The sequence below is a fragment of the Rhizobium sp. BK212 genome (genome assembly GCF_014197475.1).
Lineage (GTDB): Bacteria > Pseudomonadota > Alphaproteobacteria > Rhizobiales > Rhizobiaceae > Rhizobium > Rhizobium anhuiense.
Genome location: NZ_JACIFS010000001.1, coordinates 825,800 through 849,576 on the forward strand (window position 1 = coordinate 825,800; position 23,777 = coordinate 849,576).

Genomic DNA, 23,777 nt, shown 5'->3' on the forward strand with positions numbered 1-23,777 from the left:
AGGCACAAACACGGAGGGTTCCCCAATGCAGACACAACGGCTCACCCGGCTCATCGCAGCCGCGGTCATGGCAGGCAGCTTCGCAATCGGGAGCATCGCTCCTGCATTCGCGGATCAGACGCTTCTTAACGTTTCCTACGATCCGACCCGCGAATTGTATAAGGATTTCAACGCCGCCTTTGCCGCCAAGTGGCAGAAGGACACCGGTGAAACCGTGACGATCCAGGCATCGCATGGCGGCTCCGGCGCGCAGGCCCGCTCCGTCATCGACGGCCTCGACGCAGACGTGGTCACCCTGGCCCTCGAAGGCGATATCGACGCCATCGCCAAGAAGACCGGCAAGATCCCGGCCGACTGGAAGTCCAAACTGCCCAACAATTCAACGCCCTATACGTCGACGATCGTCTTCCTGGTCCGCAAGGGCAACCCGAAGGGCATCAAGGATTGGGGCGACCTGATCAAGGACGACGTGCAGGTCATCACCCCGAACCCGAAGACCTCGGGCGGCGCCCGCTGGAACTTCCTGGCCGCCTGGGCATGGGCCAAGCAGGCGAATGGCGGCGACGACGCCAAGGCGCAGGAATATGTGACGAAACTGCTACAGCACGTTCCGGTTCTCGATACCGGCGCCCGCGGCGCGACGACCACCTTCGTCCAGCGCGGCCTCGGCGACGTGCTGCTCGCCTGGGAAAACGAAGCCTATCTTTCGCTTGAAGAGCTCGGTCCCGACCAGTTCGAGATCGTAACGCCGGCCTTCTCCATCCGCGCCGACCCGCCGGTCGCCGTCGTCGACGGCAATGTCGACAAGAAGGGCACGCGCAAGGTCGCCGAAGCCTATCTCAACTACCTCTATTCGGACGAAGGCCAGAAGATCGCTGCCAAGCACTTCTACCGGCCGATCAAGCCTGAAGCCGCCGATCCGGCCGACATCGCCCGCTTCCCGAAGCTGACGCTGGCGACCATCGACGACTTCGGCGGCTGGAAGGACGCACAGCCGAAATTCTTCGGCGACGGCGGCGTATTTGACCAAATCTACAAGCCGGCCCAATAATAGACTTCATGAAAGCACATAGCCCCACGCGGTGGCGGTTCAAGCGGCCGAGCGTCATTCCGGGTTTCGGAATGGCGCTCGGCCTTACCTTGACCTGGCTCACCCTTCTGATCCTCATCCCGCTCTCGGGCCTTGCCGTCCGGTCGAGCGCCCTCGGCTGGGAGCAATTCTGGTCGATCGCGTTCGATCAGCGCATATTGAACGCGCTGCGCATCAGCTTCGGCAGCGCCTTCATCGCCGCGACCATCAACGCCATCTTTGGCATCATCCTTGCCTGGGTGCTCGTGCGCTACCGTTTCCCCGGCAAGCGCGTCATCGATGCCATGGTCGACCTGCCCTTCGCGCTGCCGACCGCCGTCGCCGGCATCGCATTGGCGGCGCTCTATGCGCCGAATGGCTGGGTCGGCCAGTTTCTGACGCCGCTCGGTATCAAGATCGCCTTTACGCCGGCCGGCATCGTCGTGGCGCTGATCTTCGTCGGCCTGCCCTTCGTGGTGCGCACCGTGCAGCCGGTCATGGAGGAAATCGACAAGGAAGTGGAGGAAGCCGCAGCAACGCTCGGCGCCAACCGCTTCCAGACGATTTTCCGCGTGTTGCTGCCGGGGCTGGCGCCTGCCGTGCTCACCGGCTTCGCGCTCGCCTTTGCCCGCGGCGTCGGCGAATACGGCTCGGTGATCTTCATCGCCGGCAACCTGCCGTTCAAATCGGAGATCGCGCCGCTGCTGATCATCATCAAACTCGAAGAGTATAATTACGCGGCAGCGACCGGCATTGCGGCAATCATGCTGGTGATCTCGTTCGCCATGCTGCTCGTCATCAACATCATCCAGAGCTGGAGCAGGCGGAGGTACGGCTATGGCGCTTGATGCGACCGTTCAACCCGCGAAGCTGCGTTCGGTGACCACCGAAAACAGGATCGCGCGCTTCACCCTGATCGCCATCTCGCTGATCTTCCTGCTGCTGATCCTGCTTCTGCCGCTTGCAGCCGTCTTCGTCGAGGCCTTCCGCAAGGGGCCTGCCCCCTTCTTCCAGGCGCTCGCCGATACCGAGACCTTCTCGGCGATTCGCCTGACGCTGATCGTTGCCGGCGTCAGCGTGCCGCTCAACCTCATCTTCGGGGTTGCCGCCGCCTGGGCGATCGCCAAGTTCGAGTTCAAGGGCAAGGCCTTCCTGACGACGCTGATCGACCTGCCCTTCTCGGTCTCGCCCGTCATATCCGGTCTGGTCTTCGTTCTGCTGTTCGGCTCCAGCACCTGGCTCGGCCAGTGGTTCAGCGCGCACGACATCAAGATCCTGTTTGCGGTGCCGGGATTGATCCTCGCGACGATGTTCGTCACCTTCCCCTTCGTCGCCCGCGAACTGATCCCGCTGATGCAGGAACAGGGAACGGCCGACGAGGAGGCAGCCCTTTCGCTCGGCGCCAGCGGCTGGCAGACCTTCTGGTACGTGACGCTGCCGAATATCAAATGGGGCCTGCTCTACGGCGTGCTGCTCTGCAACGCCCGCGCCATGGGCGAATTCGGCGCCGTCTCGGTGGTGTCGGGCCACATCCGCGGCCAGACGAACACCATGCCGCTGCAGGTGGAGATTCTCTACAACGAGTATAATTTCACCGGTGCTTTTGCCGTCGCCACGCTTTTGGCCTTGCTCGCGCTCTTGACTCTTGTTTTGAAGACGCTGCTGGAAATGCGCTATAGCGCTGAAATCGCCGCCAGCCGGCGGCACTGAAGGATTTGGAATGGAAGTACGCGTTCAAAACATTCGCAAGGAATTCGATCGCTTTCCGGCGCTGCACGATGTCTCGCTCGACATCCGCTCCGGCGAGCTGATCGCACTGCTCGGCCCTTCGGGCTCCGGCAAGACGACATTGCTGCGCCTGATCGCCGGCCTGGAAAGCCCGACCGAGGGACTGATTTTCTTCGGCGACGAAGATGCCTCGAAGAAATCGGTGCAGCAGCGCAATATCGGCTTCGTCTTCCAGCATTACGCTCTGTTCCGCTACATGACGGTGCTCGAAAACGTCTCCTTCGGTTTGAAGGTCAGAAGCGGTGCGCGGCGGCCGCCTAAGGCCGACATTCGCCGGCGGGCACTGGAACTGCTCGAACTCGTCCAGCTTTCCGGCCTTGAGAAACGTTATCCGGCGCAGCTTTCCGGCGGCCAGCGCCAGCGCGTGGCGCTCGCCCGCGCCATGGCCGTCGAGCCGAACGTGCTGCTGCTCGACGAACCCTTCGGCGCGCTCGATGCCCAGGTGCGCAAGGACTTGCGCAAGTGGCTGCGCGAGATCCACGACCGCACCGGACACACCACCGTCTTCGTCACCCACGACCAGGACGAGGCGCTGGAGCTTGCCGACCGCGTCGTCGTCATGAGCCAGGGGGCGATCGAACAGGTCGGCACGCCGGACCAGGTCTACGACAATCCGAATTCTCCCTTCGTCTTCGGCTTCATCGGCCAGTCGAACTGTCTGCAGGTCGAGATATCGGACGGCGACATCCGCTTCGACAGCCGCTCGCTCGGCCTCAATGCCGAGGGCGAACCGGATGGCGCGGCGCAGCTCTACTTCCGCCCGCATGACGTCAGGCTCTGCGAATCAGCTGAAAACTGCATCGCCGGCCAGCCGGTCTCCAGCCGCCGCGTGGCGGGCACCCGCCATATCGAACTCGATATCGGCAACGACCGCCCGCATATCGAGATCGAGCTGCCGCCGAGCGAGGCGGAAAGACTCGACCGCAATCGCGTGGCCTTCAAGCCGACCCGCTGGAAGCTGTTCCGCAGTTGATGGAGATTATTCCGCGCGTCTTTTTAGGCCGCGCAAACGGCGCTGTAACCTTTTGAGTTGCTGCATAATTCCTTAATTTTCAGGAATTATGCAGCAGGCGGCATCGGGGCTTATCGCCGAAGTCGCACATGGCGAGAGTCCTTCAGGCTTTTTGTGATCTAAGGTTGTTTGTATTTCAGTCATATGACGAGTAAAAGATTTTGCGCGTTAATCATAAAGGGCTGGACTAATCCCGATAGGAGGCACCTGGCGTTGAGGGCGGAGATTTCCTTTGGAAAATCCCTGATCGGGATTTTGTTCGTAGGACTGGCAGCCGCAGGCTGCACGACGACATCGAAACCGGCGGCAACGGCGGCGAAGACCACGACGAAGCAGGTTCAAACCGCAAAGGTCACCTTCAATTATACGGCCAAGGATCGCGAGTGCCTGCAGCGCGCCATGTATTTCGAATCGCAGCATTCGGATGAGGACGGCTACATGGCTGTCGGGACCGTTGTCATGAACAGGCTCACCTCAGGCGCCTATCCCACGTCAATCTGCGGTATCGTGGCCCAGAAAAGGCAGTTCGCGCCCGGCGTGATGACTCGCGAAGTCAAGCCGCAAGCGGAAACGGAGCTTGCCAGCGCGGCGGATGCGATCCTTATCAAGGGCGCGCGCCATCCGGCGGTGAAGGATGCGATGTTCTTCCACACCGAAGGGCTGAAATTCCCCTACGACAACATGCATTATGTGACGGTCGCCGGCGGCAACGCCTTCTACGAGAAGCGCGATTCCAACGGCATGCTTGAAACGCCGCCGCCGCTGCCCTCCTACGAGGTGGCAATGAATTATGTGCCTGGCGAAAGCATGCTGCCGCCGCAATTCGAGGCGCTGATCCCTTCGGCCGTTCCCGTTCCTCTGCCAGCTCCCGACCCCATGGCCACGGCGAGCACGGCGTCGATGCAGATCACGGCGCCGGTGACTTCTCCGGGGCCGGCACCGTCAATCGAGCCCGAGCCGGGAATGCCGATTGCAATCCCCATTCCCCGCCCGGCCTATGACAGCGTGATGCTGCGCGAAAGCCTGCCGGCGAATGTCGCTAAACCCGCCATTTGAGAACTGCCCATAGCGCCGTGCGTCCTTTCGGACGCACAAAGGACGCACTGACACTTTCACCGCTCGCATCGTGCTTTCAAAAATCGATTCCGATTTTCGCGCCGATGCGCTGGAGGCAAGAAGCTTTAGGCGCGCTCTTCCCAGACCTTCGCCAGTTCCACGATCGTCTTAACGGCCTTTTCCATGTCCTGCCGGCTCACCCATTCGAGCGGCGAGTGAAAAGCATGGCCGCCGGCGAAGATGTTCGGGCACGGCAATCCCATGAAGGAAAGGCGCGAGCCATCCGTGCCGCCGCGGATGCTGCCGCGCACCGGCGTCATGCCCGCCCGGCGCACCGCCTCGACAGCGTTGTCGACGATCTCCGGGTGACGGTCGAGCACCACCTTCATGTTGCGATACTGCTCCTTCACCTCGAACCGATAGGTCGAGCCCGGATAGGCTGACATCACGTCCTTGACGATGGCTTCGAGCATGGTTTCCTTTTCCACCAGCCCCTTGTCGGTGAAGTCGCGGATGATCAGACTGAGCATCGCCTTCTCCATCGAGCCGGTCACACCTGTGGGATGAATGAAGCCCTGCTTTCCCTCGGTGGTCTCAGGCGCGACATCCCTAGGCAGCCGGTCGATGATGGCGCCGGCGATCTTGATGGCGTTTTCCATGCGGTCCTTGGCGAAACCGGGATGGATCGCCACACCTGATATGCTGATCTCGACGCCGTCGGCCGAGAAGGTCTCGTCCTCGATATGGCCTGATGTCTCGCCGTCCATCGTATAGGCGAAGTCGGCGCCGAGCTTCTTCAGGTCGACCTTGTTGACGCCGCGCCCGACTTCCTCGTCTGGTGTGAACAGGATCTTGATCGTCCCGTGCCTGATATCGGGATTGTCGACGAGGATCTGGGCGGCGGCCATGATCTCCGCCAGTCCGGCCTTGTCGTCGGCGCCGAGCAATGTCGTGCCATCGGTGGTGACGATGTCGTTGCCGATCTGGTTTTTCAGTTCGGGATGATCGCTGACGCGGATCACCCGGCTGGTGTCGCCGGCAAGCTCGACATCGCCGCCGGCATAATTCCTGACGATCTGCGGCTTGACGCCAGTGCCGCTGAAATCGGGCGCCGTATCCATGTGCGAGCAGAAACAGATGACCGGCACCGTCTTGTCGCTATTGGCCGGAATGGTCGCATAGACATAGCCGTGTTCGTCGAGATGTGCGTCCGCAAGACCTATCTTCAGCAGTTCCTCGACCAGAACCCGGCCGAGATCCTTCTGCTTGCCGGTGGTCGGCTGCGTCGACGAGGAAGGATCGGATTGCGTGTCGATGACGACATAGCGGAGAAAGCGGTCGAGAACAGTGTCGGTCATAGCATCCATTCCAGCAAGAGCACGCGAAGGATATAGCCCTCATGGGCGATGCGGCAAAAGATTTTTCCGCGCGGCACGTGAGGAATGACCATGCAATCCTTTCATACGCCCATGTCGGATGCCGGAACCGAGACCACGTGCGAAACCAACCTGCCGTCGCTGACCTCATGCATAAGAAAGGACGGAGCGTCGATCACCGAAAGATCGGGCCGGCCTTCCAGCAGAAGCGGATTGGGCGGGCAGAGGGAGCCGCAGGTCTGGACAGGGATCGATCCCAAAAGACCAAACGCGGGGCGGTGGACATGGCCGCAGAGAATCGCCAGCGGCAGCTTGTGCATCGTCTCGAGGCAGCCGAGAAGCGCACTGCCGTTCCTGCATCCGACCTGGTCCAGCGCCTCGATGCCAATCCTAAATGGCGGCTGATGCATGAACAGAAGGGAGGGCATCGTCACGTCGGCAAACACGCTCATCAGCCACGGCAGATGCGGCAGGACGTCGCCGTAGCTCTGACCGGCGACGGTCAGATCGACCCCGAAGAGAGTCAGGCCATCGACGGCTGTCCGGAAGTGCATCGGGCCCGTCGCGTTGATCCACGTGCCAACGGCGGCAAGTTCGGACCGCATCAATCGCACATCGTCACCGTTGCCCGGCAACAGGTGGACAGGGCAGTCCAGCGACCGCAGGCATTCGGCGACCAGGCGATAGCCTTGCCGCCATCCGTCGTCCACCAGATCTCCGGTGACAACAAGCGCATCCGGGCGGAACATTCTCAGCCAGCCGATTGCTCGCTCCAGCGTCTGGAGCGACGAAAGGTCCGGCCTGGCATGGATATCGGATATCTGCGCGACGAGCATATCGTCTCCCATCTCTGCCGGAGACAGTATGCCGAAACCGACAGCATCGGGCTACCGGCCTTAACCTTTCAATCGACGCGTTTTCCCTCGTCGTCGAACACATGCAGATATTGCGCCGGGAAGGCGACGTTGACCTTCGGGCCGGCCTTCAGCGCTTCGCGGTTCAGCGTGAAGATCTTGAACGGCAGGCCATGCAGGGAAAGGTGCAGGATGATGCCGAAGCCTGTGGGTTCGACGAGTTCCACATCCGTGGCAAGGCCCGCGCCGCCGTTGCTCATCACTACATGCTCCGGCCGGATGCCGAGCGTCACCTTTGCCCCGTCGGCAAGCGGCAAAGGCTTTGCAAGCGGCACGATCGTGCCGTCCTTCAGCCTCACGCCGCCGGCATCATAGGTGGCCTCGAGGAAGTTCATCCCCGGCGATCCGATGAAGCCGGCAACGAAGAGATTGGCGGGGCGGTCGTAGAGTTCGAGCGGACTGCCAACCTGCTGGACCACCCCGCCATGCATGGCGACGATCCGGTCCGCCAGGGTCATTGCCTCGATCTGGTCGTGGGTCACGTAGATCGAGGTTGCCTTCAGGTCGCCATGCAGTTTCTTGATCTCGGCGCGCATCTGTTCGCGCAGGCGGGCATCGAGATTGGACAGCGGTTCGTCGAACAGGAAGGCCTTCGGCTGACGCACGATCGCGCGACCCATGGCGACGCGCTGGCGCTGACCGCCCGAAAGCGCCTTCGGCCTTCGTTCGAGCAGCGGATCGAGGCCGAGCTTGGCGGCCGCCGCGGCCACCGCGCTGGTGATTTTCTCCTTCGCCACCTTCCGGAGCTTGAGGCTATAGCTCATATTGCCGGCGACGTTCATATGCGGATAAAGCGCATAGGACTGGAACACCATGGCGATGTCGCGATCCTTGGGATGCAGCTCGTTGACCCTGGTGCCGGCGATGCGGATCTCGCCTGATGTGACATCCTCCAGCCCGGCGATCATGCGCAGCAGCGTGGACTTGCCGCAGCCGGACGGGCCGACGAGCACGACGAATTCGCCATCCTGGATTTCGAGCTCGACGCCGTGCAGCACCTGCACGTGGCCATAGGCTTTGCGGATATTCCGGATATCGATCGATGCCATTTTGTTTAACCCTTGACCGCGCCGGCCGTCAGGCCCTGGACGAGATAGCGCTGGATGAGCAGGAAGAAGAGGCCGGCCGGAATGAGCGCCATGATGCCCGCCGCCATCATCTGCCCGAAATCCACCGAGAATTTCGAAACGAAGGTGAGCAGGCCGACGGGGAAGGTCGCCGCGTCATTGCCGTTGATCAGCATCAGCGCGAAGAGCAGTTCGCTCCAGGCGGCGGTAAAGACGAAGCCGAGCGTGGCGGCGATGCCCGGCAGCGTCAGCGGCAGGATGATCTGACGAAACGCCGTGAACTGCGTCGCCCCGTCGATCATCGCCGCCTCTTCGAGATCTCTCGGAATGCCGTCGAAGAAGGACTGCATCAGGAAGGTGGCGAAAGGCACGTTGAAGGCGGTGTAGACGATGACGAGCCCGGTCAGACTGTTGGTCAGATGTAAGGGCGACAGGATCTTGAAGATCGGCGCCACCAGCATGACGAGCGGGAACATCTGGGTCAGCAGCATGAGGGCGACGATCCAGTATTTTGCCCGGAAATTGAAGCGCGACAGCGCGTAGCCGGACAGCGAGGCGCAGATCGTCACGGTCACCGCCGTCGCGGTCGAGACGATCAGGCTGTTCTTGAAGAAGGTCGGAAAGGCGCTGTGCTCCAGCACGAAGGCATAGTGATCCCATGTCGTGCGCGACGGCCACATGCGCACACCTTCGGTATAGAGCAGGTCGTTCGGCGTCACCGAAACCTTGAGCAGCCAGAACAATGGAAAGAGCGCGAAGGCGATGTAGCAGAGGATCGCCAGGCGGTGTGCGATGGTGGGAATGACGGATCGTCTCATCATCTCAATCCTTGTTCAGCAGCGTCTGCCGGAGCAGGATGATCAACATCGAATAGGCAAGCAGCAGCACCAGCAGCACCAGCGCGATCGCCGAGGCATAACCGAAATCGAGCCGCCGGAAGGCCGTGGTGAAGATGTAGCTGGCGACGATCTGTGTGCGATCCGCCGGCCCGCCATTGGTCATGACGACGATGAGATCGGCGAAATTGGAAATCCAGACGGTGCGCAGCAGTACGGTGATGGCGATCGTCGGCGCCAGAAACGGCAGGGTGATCGAGCGGAAGCGCTGGAACCAGCCGGCGCCGTCGATCGACGCCGCCTCATAGAGATCGCGCGGGATCGCCTGCAGGGCGGCAAGCAGCGTGATGGCGAAGAAGGGAATGCCCCACCAGACGTTGGTGGCGATCGGCCCCCACATCGCATAATTGGGATCGGAGAGGATATTGCCCGGCTCATGCATCAGCCCAAGGGCGAAGAGCCAGTGCGGGATCGGCCCGATGACGGGATTGAACAGCCAGGCCCAGTTGAGGCCGGCGAGGAAGGACGGCACGGCCCAGGGCAGGAAGACCAACGCCTGCGCGATTGCCCTGCCCTTAAACGGCTTGTCGAGCAGCAGCGCCAGGATCAGCCCGAAGACGAATTGCAGGACGACGGAGGCGCCGGTCCACCAGAGCGTATTCCTCAGCGCCCCGTAGAAGGCGGCATCTCCGGCAAGCTCGCGGAAATGTTCGAGCCCGACGAAGCCACCGGAAAACGGATTGAGCAGCTGGATATCGCGGAAGGCATAGGAAATCCCGACCGTCAGCGGCACCAGCATCACCGCGATGATCAGGATCAGCGACGGCGCGCTGTAGAGATAGGGCTCCGAAGCATCGGCAACGCGACGCAGCCATGGCCTGCGGTCGCGACGCATGTCGAGCGTATCGGCGGAAATGGTCATCAGCCAAGGGTTCCCGTTCGCGGCGTTCTTGCGCCGTCTGCGTCATAAAAAGAAGCGGCGGCGGCCTGTTCTGCAGCCGCCGCCGTCGGTCCGTCGCTTACTTCTTGGCGAGGAACTTCTGCTGCGCCTTGGTGAGGTAGTCCCCCCACTGGTCAGCCAGGGCCTTCGCCGAGATATCGCCGAGCAAGGCCTGCTGCGAGGTCTTGATCGCCAGCGAATCCTTGAAGAAGGCGAATTCCTCGAGGTAGGTCGGCATGACGGTCGGTACGGTGTTCGGGTCCGCCAGTTCCTCGAACCAGCCCTTGAACTGGTCACCGGCATAGAAGGGATCCTTCTCGGCCGCCGTATAGGCCGGCAGGGCGCCGATGCGCTTGTTCCACTCGATATTGCCTTCCGGCCCTTCGAGGGTGGCGATCAGCTTCCAGGAGAGATCCTTGTTGCCGCTGGTCGAAAACATCGACCAGCCGCCATAGCCGATCGTCGGGAAGGACTTGCCGTCGGGACCCTTCGGCAGCGGCATGACGCCGAAATCTTCTTTTTTCATGCGTTCGGCAATGGCGATCAGCGCATCCGGATCCTGATCGAGGAACGCGCAGGTGCCGGAATAGAAACCGGCGACGACTTCGTTGAAGCCCCAGTTGACGCTATCCTTCGGCGCATAGCCCTTCTTGTAGAGATCGACCATCCATTCGATGCCCTTTGCCCAGCCGGGGCTGTTCATCGTCGAGGTGCCGTCGTCGTTGAAGTACTTGTTCGAACCAGCCATGGTGGCGGCGAAGATCATCCAGCCGTTGAGGCCACCCGGTCCGCCGCGCATGCAGTAGCCGTATTTGCCGGAGAGTTTGGAGACCTTTTCCGAAGCGGCGGTGAACTCTTCCAGCGTCTTCGGCGGCGCGGCCACACCGGCTTCCGAAAGCAGCTTCTTGTTGTAGAACATCGCCCTGAGATAGAAGCCGTAGGGCAGCATATAGGCGGTGTTCTTGACGTCGCGGCCGAGTTCGAGCGCGCGCGGCGTCAGCTCCTTGGTGTGCTCCCACTTTTCGAGGTAGGGCTCCAGGCTCTCAAGCATGCCGTTGTTGGCATAGAGCGACAGCCAGGTATCGGGCATTTCCATCACATCGGGCACGTCGCCGGCCGATACCATGGTCGCGAACTTCTGGAACGCTTCGTTCCAGGGCAGCGAGATGATGTCGACCTTCGTGCCGGGATTGGCGGCTTCGAACTTGCCGACGATCGATTTCAGCGTTTCGGTGCGCTCCGGGCTGGTGATGACTTCGACAAGCTTCAGCGTCGTATCGGCAAAGGCCGTGCCGGCCATCATCGAAGCAAAGAGCGTTGAGATTATTAGTTTTTTCATGGCTCAGTTCCCCCTTGTTAGGTTTCTCTCAGGTTTCAGGATAATGAGGCGGCGGCGAGCGCCTCCTCGATGTCCCTCCACAGAGCCTCGGTTCCTTCGAGGCCGACATGGAGGCGTACGGATCGCGCATGGATGCCGAAGGCATGTGCGGAATTCGGCTGTGCCTTCTGCTGAAGCACCACCTCGCCCGGTACGATCAGGCTTTCATGTCCACCCCAGCTCACACCCAGTTTGAAGAGCTTGAGGTGATCGGCGAAGGCGCGGATATCGACGCCTTCGCGGAAGATGAACGAAAACAGGCCCGAGGTGCCGTTGAGGCCGGCGGGCAGACGGTTGGCGAGCCCGGGATGGCAGACCGTCTCCACCACATCGAGCTTCTGCAGGCGCCTGGCGATTTCAAGCGCCGATGCCTCGTGGGCCTTCATGCGCAGCGGCAGCGTGCGCAGGCCGCGGATCAATAGCCAGGCGTCGAACGGCGAAAGCTTGCCGCCGAGATAAGGATAGGCCTCGGCCTTGACGCGCGCAATCATCGCCTTCGAGCCGGCGATGACGCCCGCCACCACATCGCTGTGGCCGCCGAGATATTTGGAAGCCGAATGGATGACCAGATCGACGCCGAGCGTCAGCGGCCGCTGGAAGAACGGGCTCGCCCAGCTGTTATCGATCATCGAGACGACGCCGTGTTGCCTGGCGAGCGCGGCAAGCGCGCCGACATCATGCGCCTCCATCACCCAACTCGTCGGGCTTTCCAGATACAGGACCTTGGCGCCGGGCAGCGCCCTGGCGACGGCTTCCTCGTCGCGGCCGTCGACATAGGTCACCTCGATCTTCATCCGCTTCAGGATGGTGCCGAACAGACGGAAGGCATCGGGATAGACATGCTTGACGGCGATGATGCGGTCGCCCGGCTCGACGAAGCTCAGCACCGCCGACGAGATCGCCGCCATGCCGCTGGCAAAACCCAGCGCATCTTCCGCTCCTTCGAGCTTGGCCAGCATTTCCTCGAAAGCGCGCACCGTCGGATTCAGCCCGCGCGTATAGATCGGCCGCACCTTCTCGCCGCGATAGGAGGCGATCATCTCGTCATAATCGGCAAAGGTGAAAAGCGAGGTCTGGAAAATCGGCGGCACGACGGCTTCGGCGAAATTGCCTTCGTCGTGCGCCGTAATGAGGGAGGCAAGGTCGAACGGTTCTGCGCCGTTGCTCATTTGGACATTTCCTTGATGTCTTCTTCGACGATGTCGAGAATTTTCAATGTTTCCAGACGCGCCGCCTCGGGATCCCCGGCAGCGATCGCGTTGAAAAGCGTGCGGTGAAAGGGAAAGGACCGGCGGGCGAAATCCTGCCGGTCGAACGGATGTTCCCAGAAGCGCTCGAAGGTCTCGCGCATCTGCTCGAGCAGCTGGCGAAACAGCGGATTGTGGGTGGCGTCGTAAACGGCGAGGTGGAAGGCCAGATCCTCCGGCCCGGAGGTGCCTTTCTCCAAATGCACCCGCTCCATTTCATCGAGCTTTTCCTCGATGACGACGAGATCCCTTGCTGTGCGCCGCCGCGCCGCGACCATGCCCGCCTCGCATTCGATGCCGCGGCGGACCTCCAGCGTCTGCAGCAGCGCGTCGCGCAGATGCACCGCGTCGAACGACAGCGGCATATGGATCGTCGCCCGGGAAACCGGCTTCAACAGATAGGTGCCGCTGCCCTTGCGCGTCTCGATGACGCCGAGCGCCTGGAAATGGCGGATCGCCTCGCGAATGGTCGAACGGCCGACGGCAAGGGCTGCCATCAGCTCCCGCTCGGCCGGCAGACGGTCACCCGCCTGCAACCGTGCCTCCTCGACATAATCCGCCAGCGCATCAGTCACCTGACGCGCGCGGTCCATGACCGGAAGCGGCCGGATCACCGGCCTGTCGCTACGATTTGCCTTCATGGTTCCCCATTTTCTTATCAGGCAGTCACCGCGTGAAATTGGTCTGACATCTTAGCATTTCTCAAAGAGCGAAAGACGTCAAGCAGTGATTTTCGGCAAAGAAGAACTGTCCAACTCTCCCGTGTGATCCCTCTTCAACAACCATCTGACATGGCCCTGACAATCGTCCGCTCTGACCTAGTTAGTCACCGACGGCCGGGGACGGCGGCCGTCGGGCTTTTGAAAAATCGAAATCAACGACAAGAGGAAAAGTTGATGAAAAGCATATTGTTACCTCGTTATGCTGTGCTGTTTGCGCTGTCGGCGATGACAGCTCCCATTGTCGGCGCGCCGGCTCTCGCCGAAGAGTTTGTTGCCTCGCAGAGCAAGACGGTCGTCGAAACCAACAAGGGCAATCTCGTCGGCGCACTCGATGATGGAATCTACAGTTATCTCGGCGTCCCCTATGCACGTGCCGACCGCTTCATGCCGGCCGAAGAGGTGGCGCCCTGGAAAGGCATCCGTCCGGCCGTCACCTACGGCGAGAACTGCTTCATCCCCCGAATGAAGGAAGTGGCGGGCGACGAACTCTTCAATCCGCACCGCTATCTGCCGATGAGCGAAGCCTGCCAGTTCCTGAACATCTGGACGCCAGCGATCAAGGACGGTAAAAAGCGGCCGGTCATGGTCTGGTTTCATGGAGGCGGATTCACCAACGGCTCCGGTATCGAGCTGACCTCGTATGACGGCCACAATCTGAGCAAGGACGGCGATGTTGTCGTCGTCACCCTCAACCACCGGCTCAACGCGCTCGGCTTCCTCGATCTTTCCGCCTATGGCGAGAAGTACAAACGGTCGGGCAATGCCAGCATCACCGATCTCGTCGCTGCGCTGAAATGGGTCCACGACAACGCCGAAGCCTTTGGCGGCGATCCCGGCAATGTGACGATTTTCGGCCAGTCCGGCGGCGGCTACAAGGTGCGCGCCCTGATGGGGACGCCTTCGGCGAAGGGCCTCTTTCAGAAGGCGATCGTCCAGAGCGGCTCGCGGACCGATTCGGTCGTCGATCAGGCGTCCTCGCGGAAGGTGGCCGAGCTGACGCTCGCCAACCTCGGTCTGAAGGCTGAGGAAATCGACAAGCTTGCCGACGTCGATTACTACGATCTCCTTGCCGCAGCCGACAAGGCCATCAAGGACGCGACCGCCCAGGGCGCGAAGGACGCCCGCTATGCGCCCGTTCAGGACGGCGACTACATTCCAGCGAATCCTGTCGGAACAGAGTGGGTCGATCAGGCCAAGGACATTCCGCTGATGGTCGGCAACACCCTCAATGAATTCGAGACGGTCATCACTCACAAGGCGGACGAACTGCTTGCCGACAATAAGAACGGCTGGGACGATGCGAAGTCTGAGGCCAAGCTGAAGGAGCGCTTCGCCGATAAGGCCGAGGCGGTCGGCAAGGCATTCATGGCCGCATACCCCGAAAAGAAGATCGCCGACGCCTATTTCCTGGATCTGCGCTTCCGGCCGGGCGCCATCCGTGATCTCGACCTGAAGGCGAAGCAGAACGGGGCTCCGGTCTACTCCTACATGTTCGCCTACGAGTCACCAGTCCTGGATGGGATTGCCATGGCCTGGCATTGTGCGGAACTGCCCTACGTGTTTGCCAACGCCGCCCTGGTCAAGACGTCGACCGGCGGTGGCAGCGACGCCCTCGCGCTGTCCAGGAAGGTGAGCCAGGCCTGGGTGAATTTCGCCCGCAATGGCAAGCCGAGCGCCGATGGTCTGCCCGACTGGCCGGCCTACACAACCGACAAGCCGGCGACCATGGTTCTCGATAAGGAGTCCCGCGTGGCAGTCGATCTCGATCGCAAGCTGCTGCAGGCGGCGGGCGCTCTCTAGCGCCAATTGCACGACAGGACATACGGCGCCGGCTGACATCGACCGGCCGGCGCCAGCTCGCATGCGTCTTCGCCAACATCAGCCGTCTTCAGGCCGCCGATCCGGGAGCTGACCCAGCGACCTCCCAGCCGCGGCCGATCGAAAATCGCAGACGCCATCCCTTTCGGTTCTGAATATTTTCAGATACGCGTGCTGACAGACGCTTGCGACGACACAAGCGTCCGTTGTGCCTTCGAGCATGCCGTGAGATGCTCCAGCGCGAGGCATACCCCTGGGACAAAGGCATGCGCGACTACCTGAAAAGCAGAGATTTTCACCGACATATGCGCTCGCTGCTGGCTCCGAGATTTCGGGAGTTCGGCTGGGAATCCGAGAACTCGGGCAGGTGCAGCTTTGCGCGGGACGGAAGGGTTTGCTGGCTGCAGGTATCCCAATATTCGAACAGCATTATGGGCGCCAAATTTACGATCAACATGACAGAGGGCTCCGGCCCAGCCGGAGACACAAGAATACTTGGCCGCCTCGACGAGGCGGATCGAAGAATTGGAAAAGCTCTGGAAGAAAGCATCATCGCGCGTCTTCCCAGGCCCGATCCCGACCCGGAAATCGAAGTCGTCGGAGACAACGGCCAAATGATATTGGTCAAGCTCGGCGATCTGGCTCGAGCAAATCCACGACAATGGGAGGCCCCCTCCGACGTATGGCTGCCTTATTTCAGCAAAAGCGATCTTGACGATTGGGCTGCGTTTCTCTTGCCTCGTATTGAGCGATTAACCGCACCATCCTCATCGGAAAAGATCGATCCGCAATTGTGGGCTCAGCGGTTTCGCCGTCTCACGCGGGTGTTCCGCCCGAAGTGAGAGCACTCGGCGATCCATCGAGCCGCTCCGATGACGTCTCAGTCGATGGCGTTTTTAACCGCCCACCGGCTCCAGATCGATCAGCGCCTTGATCGGCAGGTGGTCGGAGGCGATGCGCGCCAGCGGCGTATCATGCGCTTCCACCTCTGAAATAATCCCCTTGCGGTTGGCGATGATGCGGTCGAGCGCCAGAAGCGGCAGACCGGCGGGAAAGCTCGGTACGGCCGGCGGCAGCTCACCGAAGGCGGATTGGAAGGTGTTGAGCGAGGAGCGGTCGCCCAGTCGCCATTCGTTGAGGTCGCCGAGCAGGATGGTCGGCATTTCGTGCCTGTCATTGATAAGCTCGACCAGTGTGCGGGCCTGCTGGGCTCTGTTATGACGCAGCAGGCCGAAATGCGCGGCGATGATGCGCAGCACCCCGCCCTGCTCCAGTTCGATTTCGGCAACGAGGGCACCGCGCGGCTCCAGCCCCGGCAGTTTGACCTGGTGCACGTCGTGCACCAGCCCCTTCTTGAAGAGCACGACATTGCCGTGCCAGCCATGCGCCTTGGCCATGCCGGCAACCGGCACCGGGATCAGTCCCGTCTCCCGCTCCAGCCGGCCGAGATCGAGAAGGCCGGTGCGCTCGCCGAAGCGCGTATCGGCCTCCTGCAGGGCGATCACGTCGGCGCCGATTTCATGGATCACCCGGCTGGTGCGCTCCGGATCGAAGCGCCGGTCGGTCCCGACGCATTTATGCACGTTATAGGAGGCGATCAGCGTTCCCGCACTGCGCGGCCTTGCCTCCGTTTGGGCTGCGTCGAGCCGCTTTTTCCTGCTCCTGATCGAGGCGAGAATGCTGGCGGGAAGGCTATCTTTTCTGGCGTGCATCGGCAGGCGCACTTGTTCCGTTGATCAAAAGGCTACTCACTCCGCAGTATAGGCGGCCGAGCGGAACTTGCCATGTCCGATGACAAAAAAGCGCGTTGCGTCGACGATAATTCATGCGACGCGCCAGATTTTGATTTTATGCATGTCGTCCTCCCAAAACCGCCGCACAGTTTTGAGCGATATGCATTAGAGATAGGGCGAACCCAGCCATAGCACCTTTTCGAGCAGCCGCACCGCAAAGGGCCGCGCCTGCAGCCCCTCAAGCGTCACCAGCGTCGCCGATTTCAAGGTTTCCTCGATATGCTCATCGACCTCGGCGGCGAAGCCTTCGTTCAGCACTTCGAGATCGACCTCGAAATTCAGCCGCAGCGAGCGCGGGTCGAGATTGGAAGAGCCGACATAGGCCCAGGTGCCGTCGATCGTCAGCAGCTTCGAATGACTGAAGCTGCCGGTCGAGCGCCAGATTCGGCAATAATTCTTGAGGATCTGATCGAATTGCGCCGTCATCGCCCGGTCGACCAGCACGAGATTGTTGACCGCAGGCACGATGATATCGACTTCGACGCCGCGCCGCGCCGCCGTCACCAGCGCGCTGATGAGTTCGCGGTCCGGCAGGAAATAGGGCGACATGATGCGGATCGACTGGCGCGCCACCGAAAATGCGCCGGTCAGCATCTTGTGGTTGGTCTCGACGCTGCGGTCCGGGCCGGAGGCGACGACGCGCATCAGGATGGGATCGCCGGGACTGCGCTCTGGCGGTTCGATGCGCCAGGGTTCGTCGTTCAACAGCTCCTGAGTCGAGAAGCGCCAGTCTTCGGCGGCGAGGTCGAAAAGGTCGGCGACAACAGGGCCGGTGACGCTGAAATGCGTATCGTGAGCGAAGCTCTCACCCGTCGCCTCCTCGCTGAAACCCGCCCGGATGTTCATCCCGCCGGTCAGCGCAATTTTCCCGTCGACGATCAGGATCTTGCGGTGGGTGCGCAGATTGGCATAGGGCAGCCGCAAACCCATGATGACGTTGCCGTTGAAGACGGCGACGGTGACGCCGCCCTCGCGGAGATGGCCGAGAATGCTCGGCACCGAATACCGCGCACCGACCGCGTCGATCAGCACCCGCACCTCCACGCCGCGCCTGACCGCTGCAATCAGCGCGTCGGCGATGCGAAGGCCGATCACGTCGCGGTCGAAGATATAGGTTTCGAGCAGGATGCTGCGCGTCGCCTCGTCGATGCTGGTCTTCATCGCCGCATAGGCCTCGTCACCGGTCTCCAGCATGTCGATCGTATTGCCGGAGGTCAGCGGATTGCGCGTCACCCGGTCGCCGAGCCTCTGAAGCGCCGCGAAGCGGCGCCCGAACTGGCTGATCACCGTCTCGGCCTCGGCATCGAATGTCTCCAGCTCATCGAATTCGGCCGCAAGCAGCAGCGCGTCGCGGCGGATGCTCAGCGATTTGCGGCGGATGCGGTTGATGCCGGCAATCGCGTAGAGCAGCGCACCGATGATCGGAGACAAGATGATGACGCCGACCCAGCCGATCGCGGCGCGCACTTCCTCCTTGGTCATGGCGGCATGGATCGCCGCCGCGGCCCCCATGGCGATCGAAACGACAAAGAGGATATGCGGCCAGTAGGTCGACAGGAGATAGAACATCGCTGGCAAATATAGCCGCGAAACGGCGACGTTCAATCGCAGGGCGGCTCTCCCATGACGCGAAATTTTTCGCCGTGATCGTTTGCCGGCCGGGAACCGATCGCGAAAGTCCCGGAATGGGTCAGCAGATTAGGAAAGCCCGCTGCCCATTCCCGAACGGGAACAATCCCGGCACAGATCGATTGATCTCGTCGAGATGAGGATCGCCATCATGAACATAGTTGCAAGCGTCGGTCCCGCCCTGACGCTCGAAGTCGCGGAGGCGACAAGCATTGCCGAGCTCCGGCATCAGGCCGAAGGCTGCACCCGTTGTGATCTCTACAGGAATGCCACGCAAATCGTCTTCGGCGAAGGCCCCGGCAAAGCCGAGATCGTCCTGGTCGGCGAGCAGCCGGGCGATCAGGAGGATCTGACCGGCAAGCCCTTTGTCGGTCCCGCCGGCCGGCTGCTCGATCGCTGTCTTGACGAGGCCGGTCTCGACCGCCGGCGCTGCTATGTCACCAATGCCGTCAAGCACTTCAAGTTCACGCCGCGCGGCAAGCGGCGGCTGCATGCAAAACCGAATGCCGGCGAGATCAGGCGTTGCGCATGGTGGGTCGGCGCAGAGATCAACATCCTGCAGCCGAAGCTCGTCGTGACGCTCGGCGCGAGCGCGCTTTATGCGCTGCTCGGGCCGAAGGTGAAGCTGACACCGCAGCGCGGCCATATTCTGCAGCCGACAAACCGTCCGCCCGTTCTGGTCACCATCCACCCTTCCTATCTGTTGCGCATCCGCGACGAGGCGGACCAGCGCCGGCAGCACCTGGATTTCGTGTCAGATCTGCACAAGGCGGTGGAGTTTCAGTCCTCGTGAAGGCCGATTCTCAACCCTAATATGCTGCAACGCGAAATATTCCAGCGTGCAGAGCGATTTCGCTTGAAAGAGTTCCCCTCCTCTGGAACCATCTCAGCAGTATCGCGTTCGAACGACGGCATCATGTGACTGGAGATCAGCGATGGCAGAAACTCGAGAAGAGTGGATCAAGAAACGTGCATACGCCCTCTGGGAAGAAGAGGGTTATCCGACAGGGCGAGATTCCATCCATTGGGAACAGGCACGCTACGAGCGCGAAGCGCTCGAGGGTTCTGCGGCGTCTTCCGACGGCAAGGAAGTCAAGCCCAAAGCGAAGCGCACGGTGGCGGGCAGCAAGACGAACGGCGTCGTCACACCGGCACCAAAACGGACTGCGAGCCGCAAGACGGCGTCCTGACCACTGGAATACCGAACATGTCGATTAGGAAAGGGCGTCGTCACGACGCCCTTCGACCCCTTTTGTCATATGCCTGAATTAGTTGTGCTTTATCGAATTTTAAAGGTGGCTTCCATGCGGGGGTGAACAGAGGCCGGATGACGCTGCAAGCTTTGAGGCGTTCAAGAAAATTGAGCGCTGGCCCCGATAATCGGGAACAACAACAAAGAATGGCTGTTTATGGCGGGACTGGGGAAGTTGCCATGAATAACGGCCATATCGAAATCCTTTCCGTCCCGCTCTTGGCGGCCGCCACCCGCGCTTTTACCGCGACCGTGTGAGGGATGGAGATGTCGCTCCTCGTCATCGCCGCGCTGCTCTATCTCGGTGTCGCGCTGGGTTTCATCCTCGTCGTCGACAATCTCGTCGGACTGGTTTTCCGTGATCCGCGCGCGCCGGTGCAACTGGTCTCCGTCTATATCGGCCGCGCCTTCGCTGCATCGCAAAAACTCTACCGAAAATAACCGCTTGCAGGCCATGTCCGCAGACCGCTTCCACTGTTGAACGCCCTGGCGTATCGCCCTTTGCGCGTCCGAAAGGACGCACGAAGCTCTGGGTTAAGGATATTTCGACCGCGCCCTTTCCCTCCTATCGCAAGCCTCTATGTTGAGGGTTTGGCAGGCTGAACCCCGAGGTGGCCAATCACTCCGGCGCAGCGGATGACAAGGAAACGATTTTGAATGGGAAGCGTCGGGAACGGCTGGCCGAGAGGCGGCGGCGAAATCGGCGAATTGTTGCGGCATCCAACCTTCCACGCCGTCGGTCTCGGTTCGGTCGAAAGCTGGCCTGCTTCTCTCAAACATATCGCCGAAATGGTGCTGAATTCCCGCCAGCCCAAATTCGTCGCCTGGGGTCCGGACCTCGCCTTTCTCTACAATGACGCCTATGTGCCGGTTTTCCCGGAGCGGCATCCCGATGCACTTGGGAGGCCCTTCCGCGAAGTCTGGGCGGATATCTGGGAACAATTCGCCCCGATCGTCGCCAGCACGCTGGAAGGCGGTTCGCAGCTCTTCAAGGAGTTGCTCATCCCGATGCGCCGGGACGGACGCACCGAGGACACCTGGTTCACCTTCTCCTACACGCCGCTGCGCGACGATGACGGCACGGTCGCCGGCATCCTCTGTGCGGCGCTTGATGTCACCGACCAGGTGGCGGCCAAGCGCGGCGAAGAGATGGCGCTGGAAGAGCTGCGTGCCAAGTCGGAGGCGCTTGCGGTCGTCAACCAGGCGGGTGCAGCGATTACCGCCGAGCCCAGTGTCGAACGCCTCACCCAGATCGTCGTCGATGCCGGCGTGACGCTGACCGGCGCGGAATTCGGCGCTTTCTTCTACAATGTCGACGATGGCGAGGGCGGCAGCTACATGCTCTATGCCCTCTCCGGTGTCGACCGGAAGAACTTCGAGAAATTCCCGATGCCGCGCAATACCAAGGTCTTCGCGCCGACCTTCGAAGGCGAAGGCATCGTGCGCTCCGACAACATCCTGCTCGACCCGCGCTACGGGCAGAATGCGCCGCATGCGGGCATGCCGAAGGGACATCTGCCGGTCAGGAGCTATCTCGCCGTGCCGGTGAAATCACGGGACGGCAGCGTCATCGGCGGCTTGTTCTTCGGCCACGGCCAGCCCGGCCGTTTTTCCCAGGCGGCCGAGGCAAGCCTCGTCAGCCTGGCCGGCCAATCAGCCGTCGCGATCGACAATATCCGGCTCTTCCGTGCCGCCAAAGTCGAAATCGACCAGCGCCGCGACATGGAAGATCAGCTGCGCAAACTCAATGAAATGCTCGAGGTCCGCGTCGCCGCCGAGATCGCCGAGCGCCAGCAGGCCGAAGCCGCACTCCAGCAGTCGCAGAAGATGGAATCGATCGGCAAGCTCACCGGCGGCGTTGCCCATGACTTCAACAATCTGCTGCAGGTGATCTCCGGCAATCTGCAGCTTCTCGGCAAGGACGTGGCCGAGAACGGCCGGGCCAAGGAGCGCATTTCCAACGCGCTCGCCGCCGTCGAACGCGGCTCGCGGCTGGCAAGCCAGTTGCTCGCCTTCGGCCGCCGCCAACCGCTGGAACCGAAGGTCGTCAATATCGGCCGCCTCGTCACCGGCATGGACGACATGTTGCGCCGCGCGCTCGGCGAGGAGATCGAAGTCGAGACCATGGTCTCCGGCGGCCTCTGGAACACCTTCGCCGATCCGATCCAGATCGAGAACGCATTGCTCAACCTTGCGATCAACTCCCGGGACGCGATGGACGGCGCCGGTAAGCTGACGATCGAGGTCGGCAACGCCTTCCTCGACGATTCCTACAGCCGCATCCATCCCGAAGTCACCGCCGGCCAATATGTCGTGCTCGCCGTCACCGATACCGGCTCCGGCATGACGCAAGAGATCATGCAGCAGGCCTTCGAGCCCTTCTTCTCGACGAAACCGGAAGGCAAAGGCACCGGTCTCGGCCTGTCGATGGTCTATGGCTTCGCCAAGCAATCCGGCGGCCACGTGAAGATCTACAGCGAGATCGGCGAAGGCACGACCCTCAAGCTCTACCTACCCCGCTCGCTCCAGAGCGAAGATCGCGTCACCACCACCGACGCCGTGCCGGCAACCGGAGGCACGGAAACCATCCTCGTCGCCGAGGATGACGAGGGCGTTCGCGCCACCGTCATCGAAATGCTGTCGGATCTCGGCTATCACGTGCTGAAGGCCAAGGATGCACAAAGCGCGCTCACCGTTATCGAAAGCGGCGCCCATATCGACCTGCTCTTTACCGATGTCGTCATGCCCGGCCCATTGAGGAGCCCGGAGCTGGCGCGTATGGCGCGCGAGCGTCTGCCTGATATCGCCGTGCTCTATACATCGGGCTACACCGAAAATTCGATCGTCCATGGCGGCAGGCTTGATCCCGGTCTCGAACTGCTCTCCAAGCCCTATACGCGCGAGGAACTCGCCCGCAAGATCCGCCAAGTGCTTGCCAACCGGCCGCAACGCCGCCAGGGGGCGGCAGATGCCGCGGTGCCTGTTGCCAAACATTCCGAGATCGCAGCTGAAAAGCTGAAGTTGCTGCTCGTGGAGGACGACGCCTTCATCCGCATGGACACGGCCGAGATCCTGCAGGATCTCGGCTATGAGGTCATCGAGGCCGATAGTGGCGAACGGGGCGTGGAAATCCTCGGACACACCATTGTCGACATCATCGTCGCCGATATCGGCCTGCCCGGCATGTCGGGCCTGGTCTTCGCCGCCAGGGCGCGCGAGGCCTTTCCGTCGATCGGCCTGGTCTTTGCCACCGGCAATAGCAGCTTGCCGATTGCCGACCGCTTCTCCGGCTCGGTGCTGCTGGCGAAACCTTTCAGCAGCACCACGCTCGAGCGGGCGGTCAAGACCGCCGTCCAGCAGCGGCCCGTCGGCTAGCCCGCGACGCCCTTTGCTGATTATTTACCCGGCGCCGTTGAACTCGGGATATTTGCGCATCAAATCCACCTCGCTGGTGCAGCTGTCGTCGCGCGCCGTCAGTTTGATCGAGATCGTGTCGGCAAGGTCGAGACGGCCGTTGCCGTGATGATTGCCATTGTCATGACGATTACCATCGTCATGACAATGGCGCCATCGTGATAAATGGGAATGCGCGCGCCGCTCTGGCTGACCAGCACGGCATCCCGCTCGAAACCTCGCTGCACCAGCCAGTCACGCGGCGCCATCAAGCGGATGTCGACCTAGTAGGAATGCCCCTTCCCTTGCTTGAGACTGACGGTATAGGTGACCGGCGATACCTGGCCGTTCACGTCGCGCCGTTTCCATCGGCTTTGACGATGTGTTTTTCCATGTTCTCGGCTCCTTCTTTGTGCGGGCCTGTGTCCAGGCTTTTCCCATCGGAAACCTGATAAAATCGGCTTTTGTTCCCGAAACCGGCCGTTGC

The 23,777-nt window shown here is 61.5% G+C and carries 22 protein-coding genes and 1 pseudogene; 12 read left to right on the forward strand and 11 right to left on the reverse strand.

The features are described 5' to 3' along the window. Positions 1 to 25: 25 nt before the first annotated feature. From FHT79_RS03940 to FHT79_RS03960, 5 genes are all read left to right on the forward strand, one after another. Positions 26 to 1,051 carry a sulfate ABC transporter substrate-binding protein gene (locus tag FHT79_RS03940; protein ID WP_047612933.1) on the forward strand — a complete coding sequence of 342 codons (1,026 nt, stop codon included), beginning with the start codon at positions 26 to 28 and terminating at the stop codon, positions 1,049 to 1,051. An 8-nt stretch (positions 1,052 to 1,059) separates the two neighbouring features. Beyond that, positions 1,060 to 1,917, forward strand: coding sequence for a sulfate ABC transporter permease subunit CysT (cysT, locus tag FHT79_RS03945; RefSeq protein ID WP_183902981.1), 858 nt, complete (start codon positions 1,060 to 1,062; stop codon positions 1,915 to 1,917). Next, a complete protein-coding gene (cysW, locus tag FHT79_RS03950; protein WP_047614903.1) occupies positions 1,907 to 2,779 on the forward strand; it encodes a sulfate ABC transporter permease subunit CysW in 873 nt (290 codons plus the stop codon). Before cysT ends, cysW begins: the two co-directional genes overlap by 11 nt. A 10-nt stretch (positions 2,780 to 2,789) precedes the next feature. Beyond that, positions 2,790 to 3,830 (forward strand): sulfate/molybdate ABC transporter ATP-binding protein, encoded by a 1,041-nt coding sequence (locus tag FHT79_RS03955; RefSeq protein WP_047614902.1) that lies wholly within the window; start codon positions 2,790 to 2,792, stop codon positions 3,828 to 3,830. Between the two features lie 252 nt (positions 3,831 to 4,082). Beyond that, the gene (locus FHT79_RS03960) at positions 4,083 to 4,925 is read left to right on the forward strand and encodes a cell wall hydrolase (protein WP_047614901.1); all 843 of its coding nucleotides are present in this window, start codon (positions 4,083 to 4,085) and stop codon (positions 4,923 to 4,925) included. A 125-nt stretch (positions 4,926 to 5,050) separates the two neighbouring features. Here the strand turns inward: FHT79_RS03960 and pepT are convergent, their stop codons facing one another. From pepT to FHT79_RS04000, 8 genes are all read right to left on the reverse strand, one after another. Next, positions 5,051 to 6,283 carry a peptidase T gene (pepT, locus tag FHT79_RS03965; protein WP_097543460.1) on the reverse strand — a complete coding sequence of 411 codons (1,233 nt, stop codon included), beginning with the start codon at positions 6,281 to 6,283 and terminating at the stop codon, positions 5,051 to 5,053. Between the two features lie 101 nt (positions 6,284 to 6,384). Continuing rightward, the gene (locus tag FHT79_RS03970) at positions 6,385 to 7,137 is read right to left on the reverse strand and encodes a metallophosphoesterase (RefSeq protein WP_097543461.1); all 753 of its coding nucleotides are present in this window, start codon (positions 7,135 to 7,137) and stop codon (positions 6,385 to 6,387) included. 68 nt (positions 7,138 to 7,205) lie between these two features. Further along, a complete protein-coding gene (gene ugpC / locus FHT79_RS03975) occupies positions 7,206 to 8,264 on the reverse strand; it encodes a sn-glycerol-3-phosphate ABC transporter ATP-binding protein UgpC (protein WP_047612917.1) in 1,059 nt (352 codons plus the stop codon). Between the two features lie 5 nt (positions 8,265 to 8,269). Then, complete coding sequence (locus tag FHT79_RS03980) at positions 8,270 to 9,100, reverse strand: carbohydrate ABC transporter permease (RefSeq protein ID WP_047613474.1); 831 nt, start codon at positions 9,098 to 9,100, stop codon at positions 8,270 to 8,272. Between the two features lie 4 nt (positions 9,101 to 9,104). Beyond that, positions 9,105 to 10,040: a sugar ABC transporter permease gene (locus FHT79_RS03985; RefSeq protein ID WP_097543462.1), complete on the reverse strand. Its 936-nt coding sequence runs from the start codon at positions 10,038 to 10,040 to the stop codon at positions 9,105 to 9,107. 97 nt (positions 10,041 to 10,137) lie between these two features. After that, a complete protein-coding gene (locus FHT79_RS03990) occupies positions 10,138 to 11,397 on the reverse strand; it encodes a sugar ABC transporter substrate-binding protein (RefSeq protein ID WP_097543463.1) in 1,260 nt (419 codons plus the stop codon). Positions 11,398 to 11,432: 35 nt separating this feature from the next. Next, positions 11,433 to 12,605 carry a PLP-dependent transferase gene (locus FHT79_RS03995; RefSeq protein ID WP_097543464.1) on the reverse strand — a complete coding sequence of 391 codons (1,173 nt, stop codon included), beginning with the start codon at positions 12,603 to 12,605 and terminating at the stop codon, positions 11,433 to 11,435. Then, a complete protein-coding gene (locus FHT79_RS04000; RefSeq protein WP_047612905.1) occupies positions 12,602 to 13,324 on the reverse strand; it encodes a FadR/GntR family transcriptional regulator in 723 nt (240 codons plus the stop codon). Before FHT79_RS04000 ends, FHT79_RS03995 begins: the two co-directional genes overlap by 4 nt. A gap of 255 nt (positions 13,325 to 13,579) precedes the next feature. Between FHT79_RS04000 and FHT79_RS04005 the strand changes: the two genes are divergently transcribed. Both FHT79_RS04005 and FHT79_RS04010 read left to right on the forward strand, forming a co-directional pair. After that, positions 13,580 to 15,205 (forward strand): carboxylesterase family protein, encoded by a 1,626-nt coding sequence (locus FHT79_RS04005; protein ID WP_183902982.1) that lies wholly within the window; start codon positions 13,580 to 13,582, stop codon positions 15,203 to 15,205. Positions 15,206 to 15,489: 284 nt separating this feature from the next. Further along, the gene (locus tag FHT79_RS04010) at positions 15,490 to 16,065 is read left to right on the forward strand and encodes a hypothetical protein (protein WP_097543540.1); all 576 of its coding nucleotides are present in this window, start codon (positions 15,490 to 15,492) and stop codon (positions 16,063 to 16,065) included. A gap of 54 nt (positions 16,066 to 16,119) precedes the next feature. On the opposite strand, the gene FHT79_RS04015 is transcribed toward FHT79_RS04010, so the two are convergent. Both FHT79_RS04015 and FHT79_RS04020 read right to left on the reverse strand, forming a co-directional pair. Next, positions 16,120 to 16,935, reverse strand: coding sequence for an endonuclease/exonuclease/phosphatase family protein (locus tag FHT79_RS04015; RefSeq protein WP_047612893.1), 816 nt, complete (start codon positions 16,933 to 16,935; stop codon positions 16,120 to 16,122). A gap of 186 nt (positions 16,936 to 17,121) precedes the next feature. After that, positions 17,122 to 18,585 (reverse strand): phosphatidylserine/phosphatidylglycerophosphate/cardiolipin synthase family protein, encoded by a 1,464-nt coding sequence (locus FHT79_RS04020; protein WP_047613468.1) that lies wholly within the window; start codon positions 18,583 to 18,585, stop codon positions 17,122 to 17,124. Between the two features lie 211 nt (positions 18,586 to 18,796). On the opposite strand from FHT79_RS04020, the gene FHT79_RS04025 reads away from it, so the two are divergent. From FHT79_RS04025 to FHT79_RS04045, 5 genes are all read left to right on the forward strand, one after another. Further along, a complete protein-coding gene (locus tag FHT79_RS04025; RefSeq protein WP_097543541.1) occupies positions 18,797 to 19,438 on the forward strand; it encodes a UdgX family uracil-DNA binding protein in 642 nt (213 codons plus the stop codon). 142 nt (positions 19,439 to 19,580) lie between these two features. Beyond that, complete coding sequence (locus tag FHT79_RS04030) at positions 19,581 to 19,835, forward strand: DUF2934 domain-containing protein (RefSeq protein WP_097543466.1); 255 nt, start codon at positions 19,581 to 19,583, stop codon at positions 19,833 to 19,835. Between the two features lie 137 nt (positions 19,836 to 19,972). Next, positions 19,973 to 20,155: a hypothetical protein gene (locus tag FHT79_RS04035; protein ID WP_097543467.1), complete on the forward strand. Its 183-nt coding sequence runs from the start codon at positions 19,973 to 19,975 to the stop codon at positions 20,153 to 20,155. Between the two features lie 9 nt (positions 20,156 to 20,164). After that, positions 20,165 to 20,338, forward strand: a complete 174-nt coding sequence (locus FHT79_RS04040; RefSeq protein ID WP_164735898.1) for a hypothetical protein — start codon at positions 20,165 to 20,167, stop codon at positions 20,336 to 20,338. Positions 20,339 to 20,554: 216 nt separating this feature from the next. Then, positions 20,555 to 23,272, forward strand: coding sequence for a response regulator (locus tag FHT79_RS04045; protein WP_097543468.1), 2,718 nt, complete (start codon positions 20,555 to 20,557; stop codon positions 23,270 to 23,272). Between the two features lie 24 nt (positions 23,273 to 23,296). Here the strand turns inward: FHT79_RS04045 and FHT79_RS04050 are convergent. Next, positions 23,297 to 23,684, reverse strand: a pseudogene (locus FHT79_RS04050) (hypothetical protein). Between the last annotated feature and the right edge of the window lie 93 nt (positions 23,685 to 23,777).

Coding starts and splice junctions, on each gene's coding strand:
- FHT79_RS03940 (WP_047612933.1), top strand. CDS start 26: ATGCAGACACAACGGCTCACCCGGCTCATCGCAGCCGCGGTCATGGCA.
- cysT (WP_183902981.1), top strand. CDS start 1,060: ATGAAAGCACATAGCCCCACGCGGTGGCGGTTCAAGCGGCCGAGCGTC.
- cysW (WP_047614903.1), top strand. CDS start 1,907: ATGGCGCTTGATGCGACCGTTCAACCCGCGAAGCTGCGTTCGGTGACC.
- FHT79_RS03955 (WP_047614902.1), top strand. CDS start 2,790: ATGGAAGTACGCGTTCAAAACATTCGCAAGGAATTCGATCGCTTTCCG.
- pepT (WP_097543460.1), bottom strand. CDS start 6,283: ATGACCGACACTGTTCTCGACCGCTTTCTCCGCTATGTCGTCATCGAC.
- FHT79_RS03970 (WP_097543461.1), bottom strand. CDS start 7,137: ATGCTCGTCGCGCAGATATCCGATATCCATGCCAGGCCGGACCTTTCG.
- ugpC (WP_047612917.1), bottom strand. CDS start 8,264: ATGGCATCGATCGATATCCGGAATATCCGCAAAGCCTATGGCCACGTG.
- FHT79_RS03980 (WP_047613474.1), bottom strand. CDS start 9,100: ATGAGACGATCCGTCATTCCCACCATCGCACACCGCCTGGCGATCCTC.
- FHT79_RS03985 (WP_097543462.1), bottom strand. CDS start 10,040: ATGACCATTTCCGCCGATACGCTCGACATGCGTCGCGACCGCAGGCCA.
- FHT79_RS03990 (WP_097543463.1), bottom strand. CDS start 11,397: ATGAAAAAACTAATAATCTCAACGCTCTTTGCTTCGATGATGGCCGGC.
- FHT79_RS03995 (WP_097543464.1), bottom strand. CDS start 12,605: ATGAGCAACGGCGCAGAACCGTTCGACCTTGCCTCCCTCATTACGGCG.
- FHT79_RS04000 (WP_047612905.1), bottom strand. CDS start 13,324: ATGAAGGCAAATCGTAGCGACAGGCCGGTGATCCGGCCGCTTCCGGTC.
- FHT79_RS04005 (WP_183902982.1), top strand. CDS start 13,580: ATGAAAAGCATATTGTTACCTCGTTATGCTGTGCTGTTTGCGCTGTCG.
- FHT79_RS04010 (WP_097543540.1), top strand. CDS start 15,490: ATGCGCGACTACCTGAAAAGCAGAGATTTTCACCGACATATGCGCTCG.
- FHT79_RS04015 (WP_047612893.1), bottom strand. CDS start 16,935: ATGCACGCCAGAAAAGATAGCCTTCCCGCCAGCATTCTCGCCTCGATC.
- FHT79_RS04020 (WP_047613468.1), bottom strand. CDS start 18,585: ATGTTCTATCTCCTGTCGACCTACTGGCCGCATATCCTCTTTGTCGTT.
- FHT79_RS04025 (WP_097543541.1), top strand. CDS start 18,797: ATGAACATAGTTGCAAGCGTCGGTCCCGCCCTGACGCTCGAAGTCGCG.
- FHT79_RS04030 (WP_097543466.1), top strand. CDS start 19,581: ATGGCAGAAACTCGAGAAGAGTGGATCAAGAAACGTGCATACGCCCTC.
- FHT79_RS04035 (WP_097543467.1), top strand. CDS start 19,973: ATGACGCTGCAAGCTTTGAGGCGTTCAAGAAAATTGAGCGCTGGCCCC.
- FHT79_RS04040 (WP_164735898.1), top strand. CDS start 20,165: ATGTCGCTCCTCGTCATCGCCGCGCTGCTCTATCTCGGTGTCGCGCTG.
- FHT79_RS04045 (WP_097543468.1), top strand. CDS start 20,555: ATGGGAAGCGTCGGGAACGGCTGGCCGAGAGGCGGCGGCGAAATCGGC.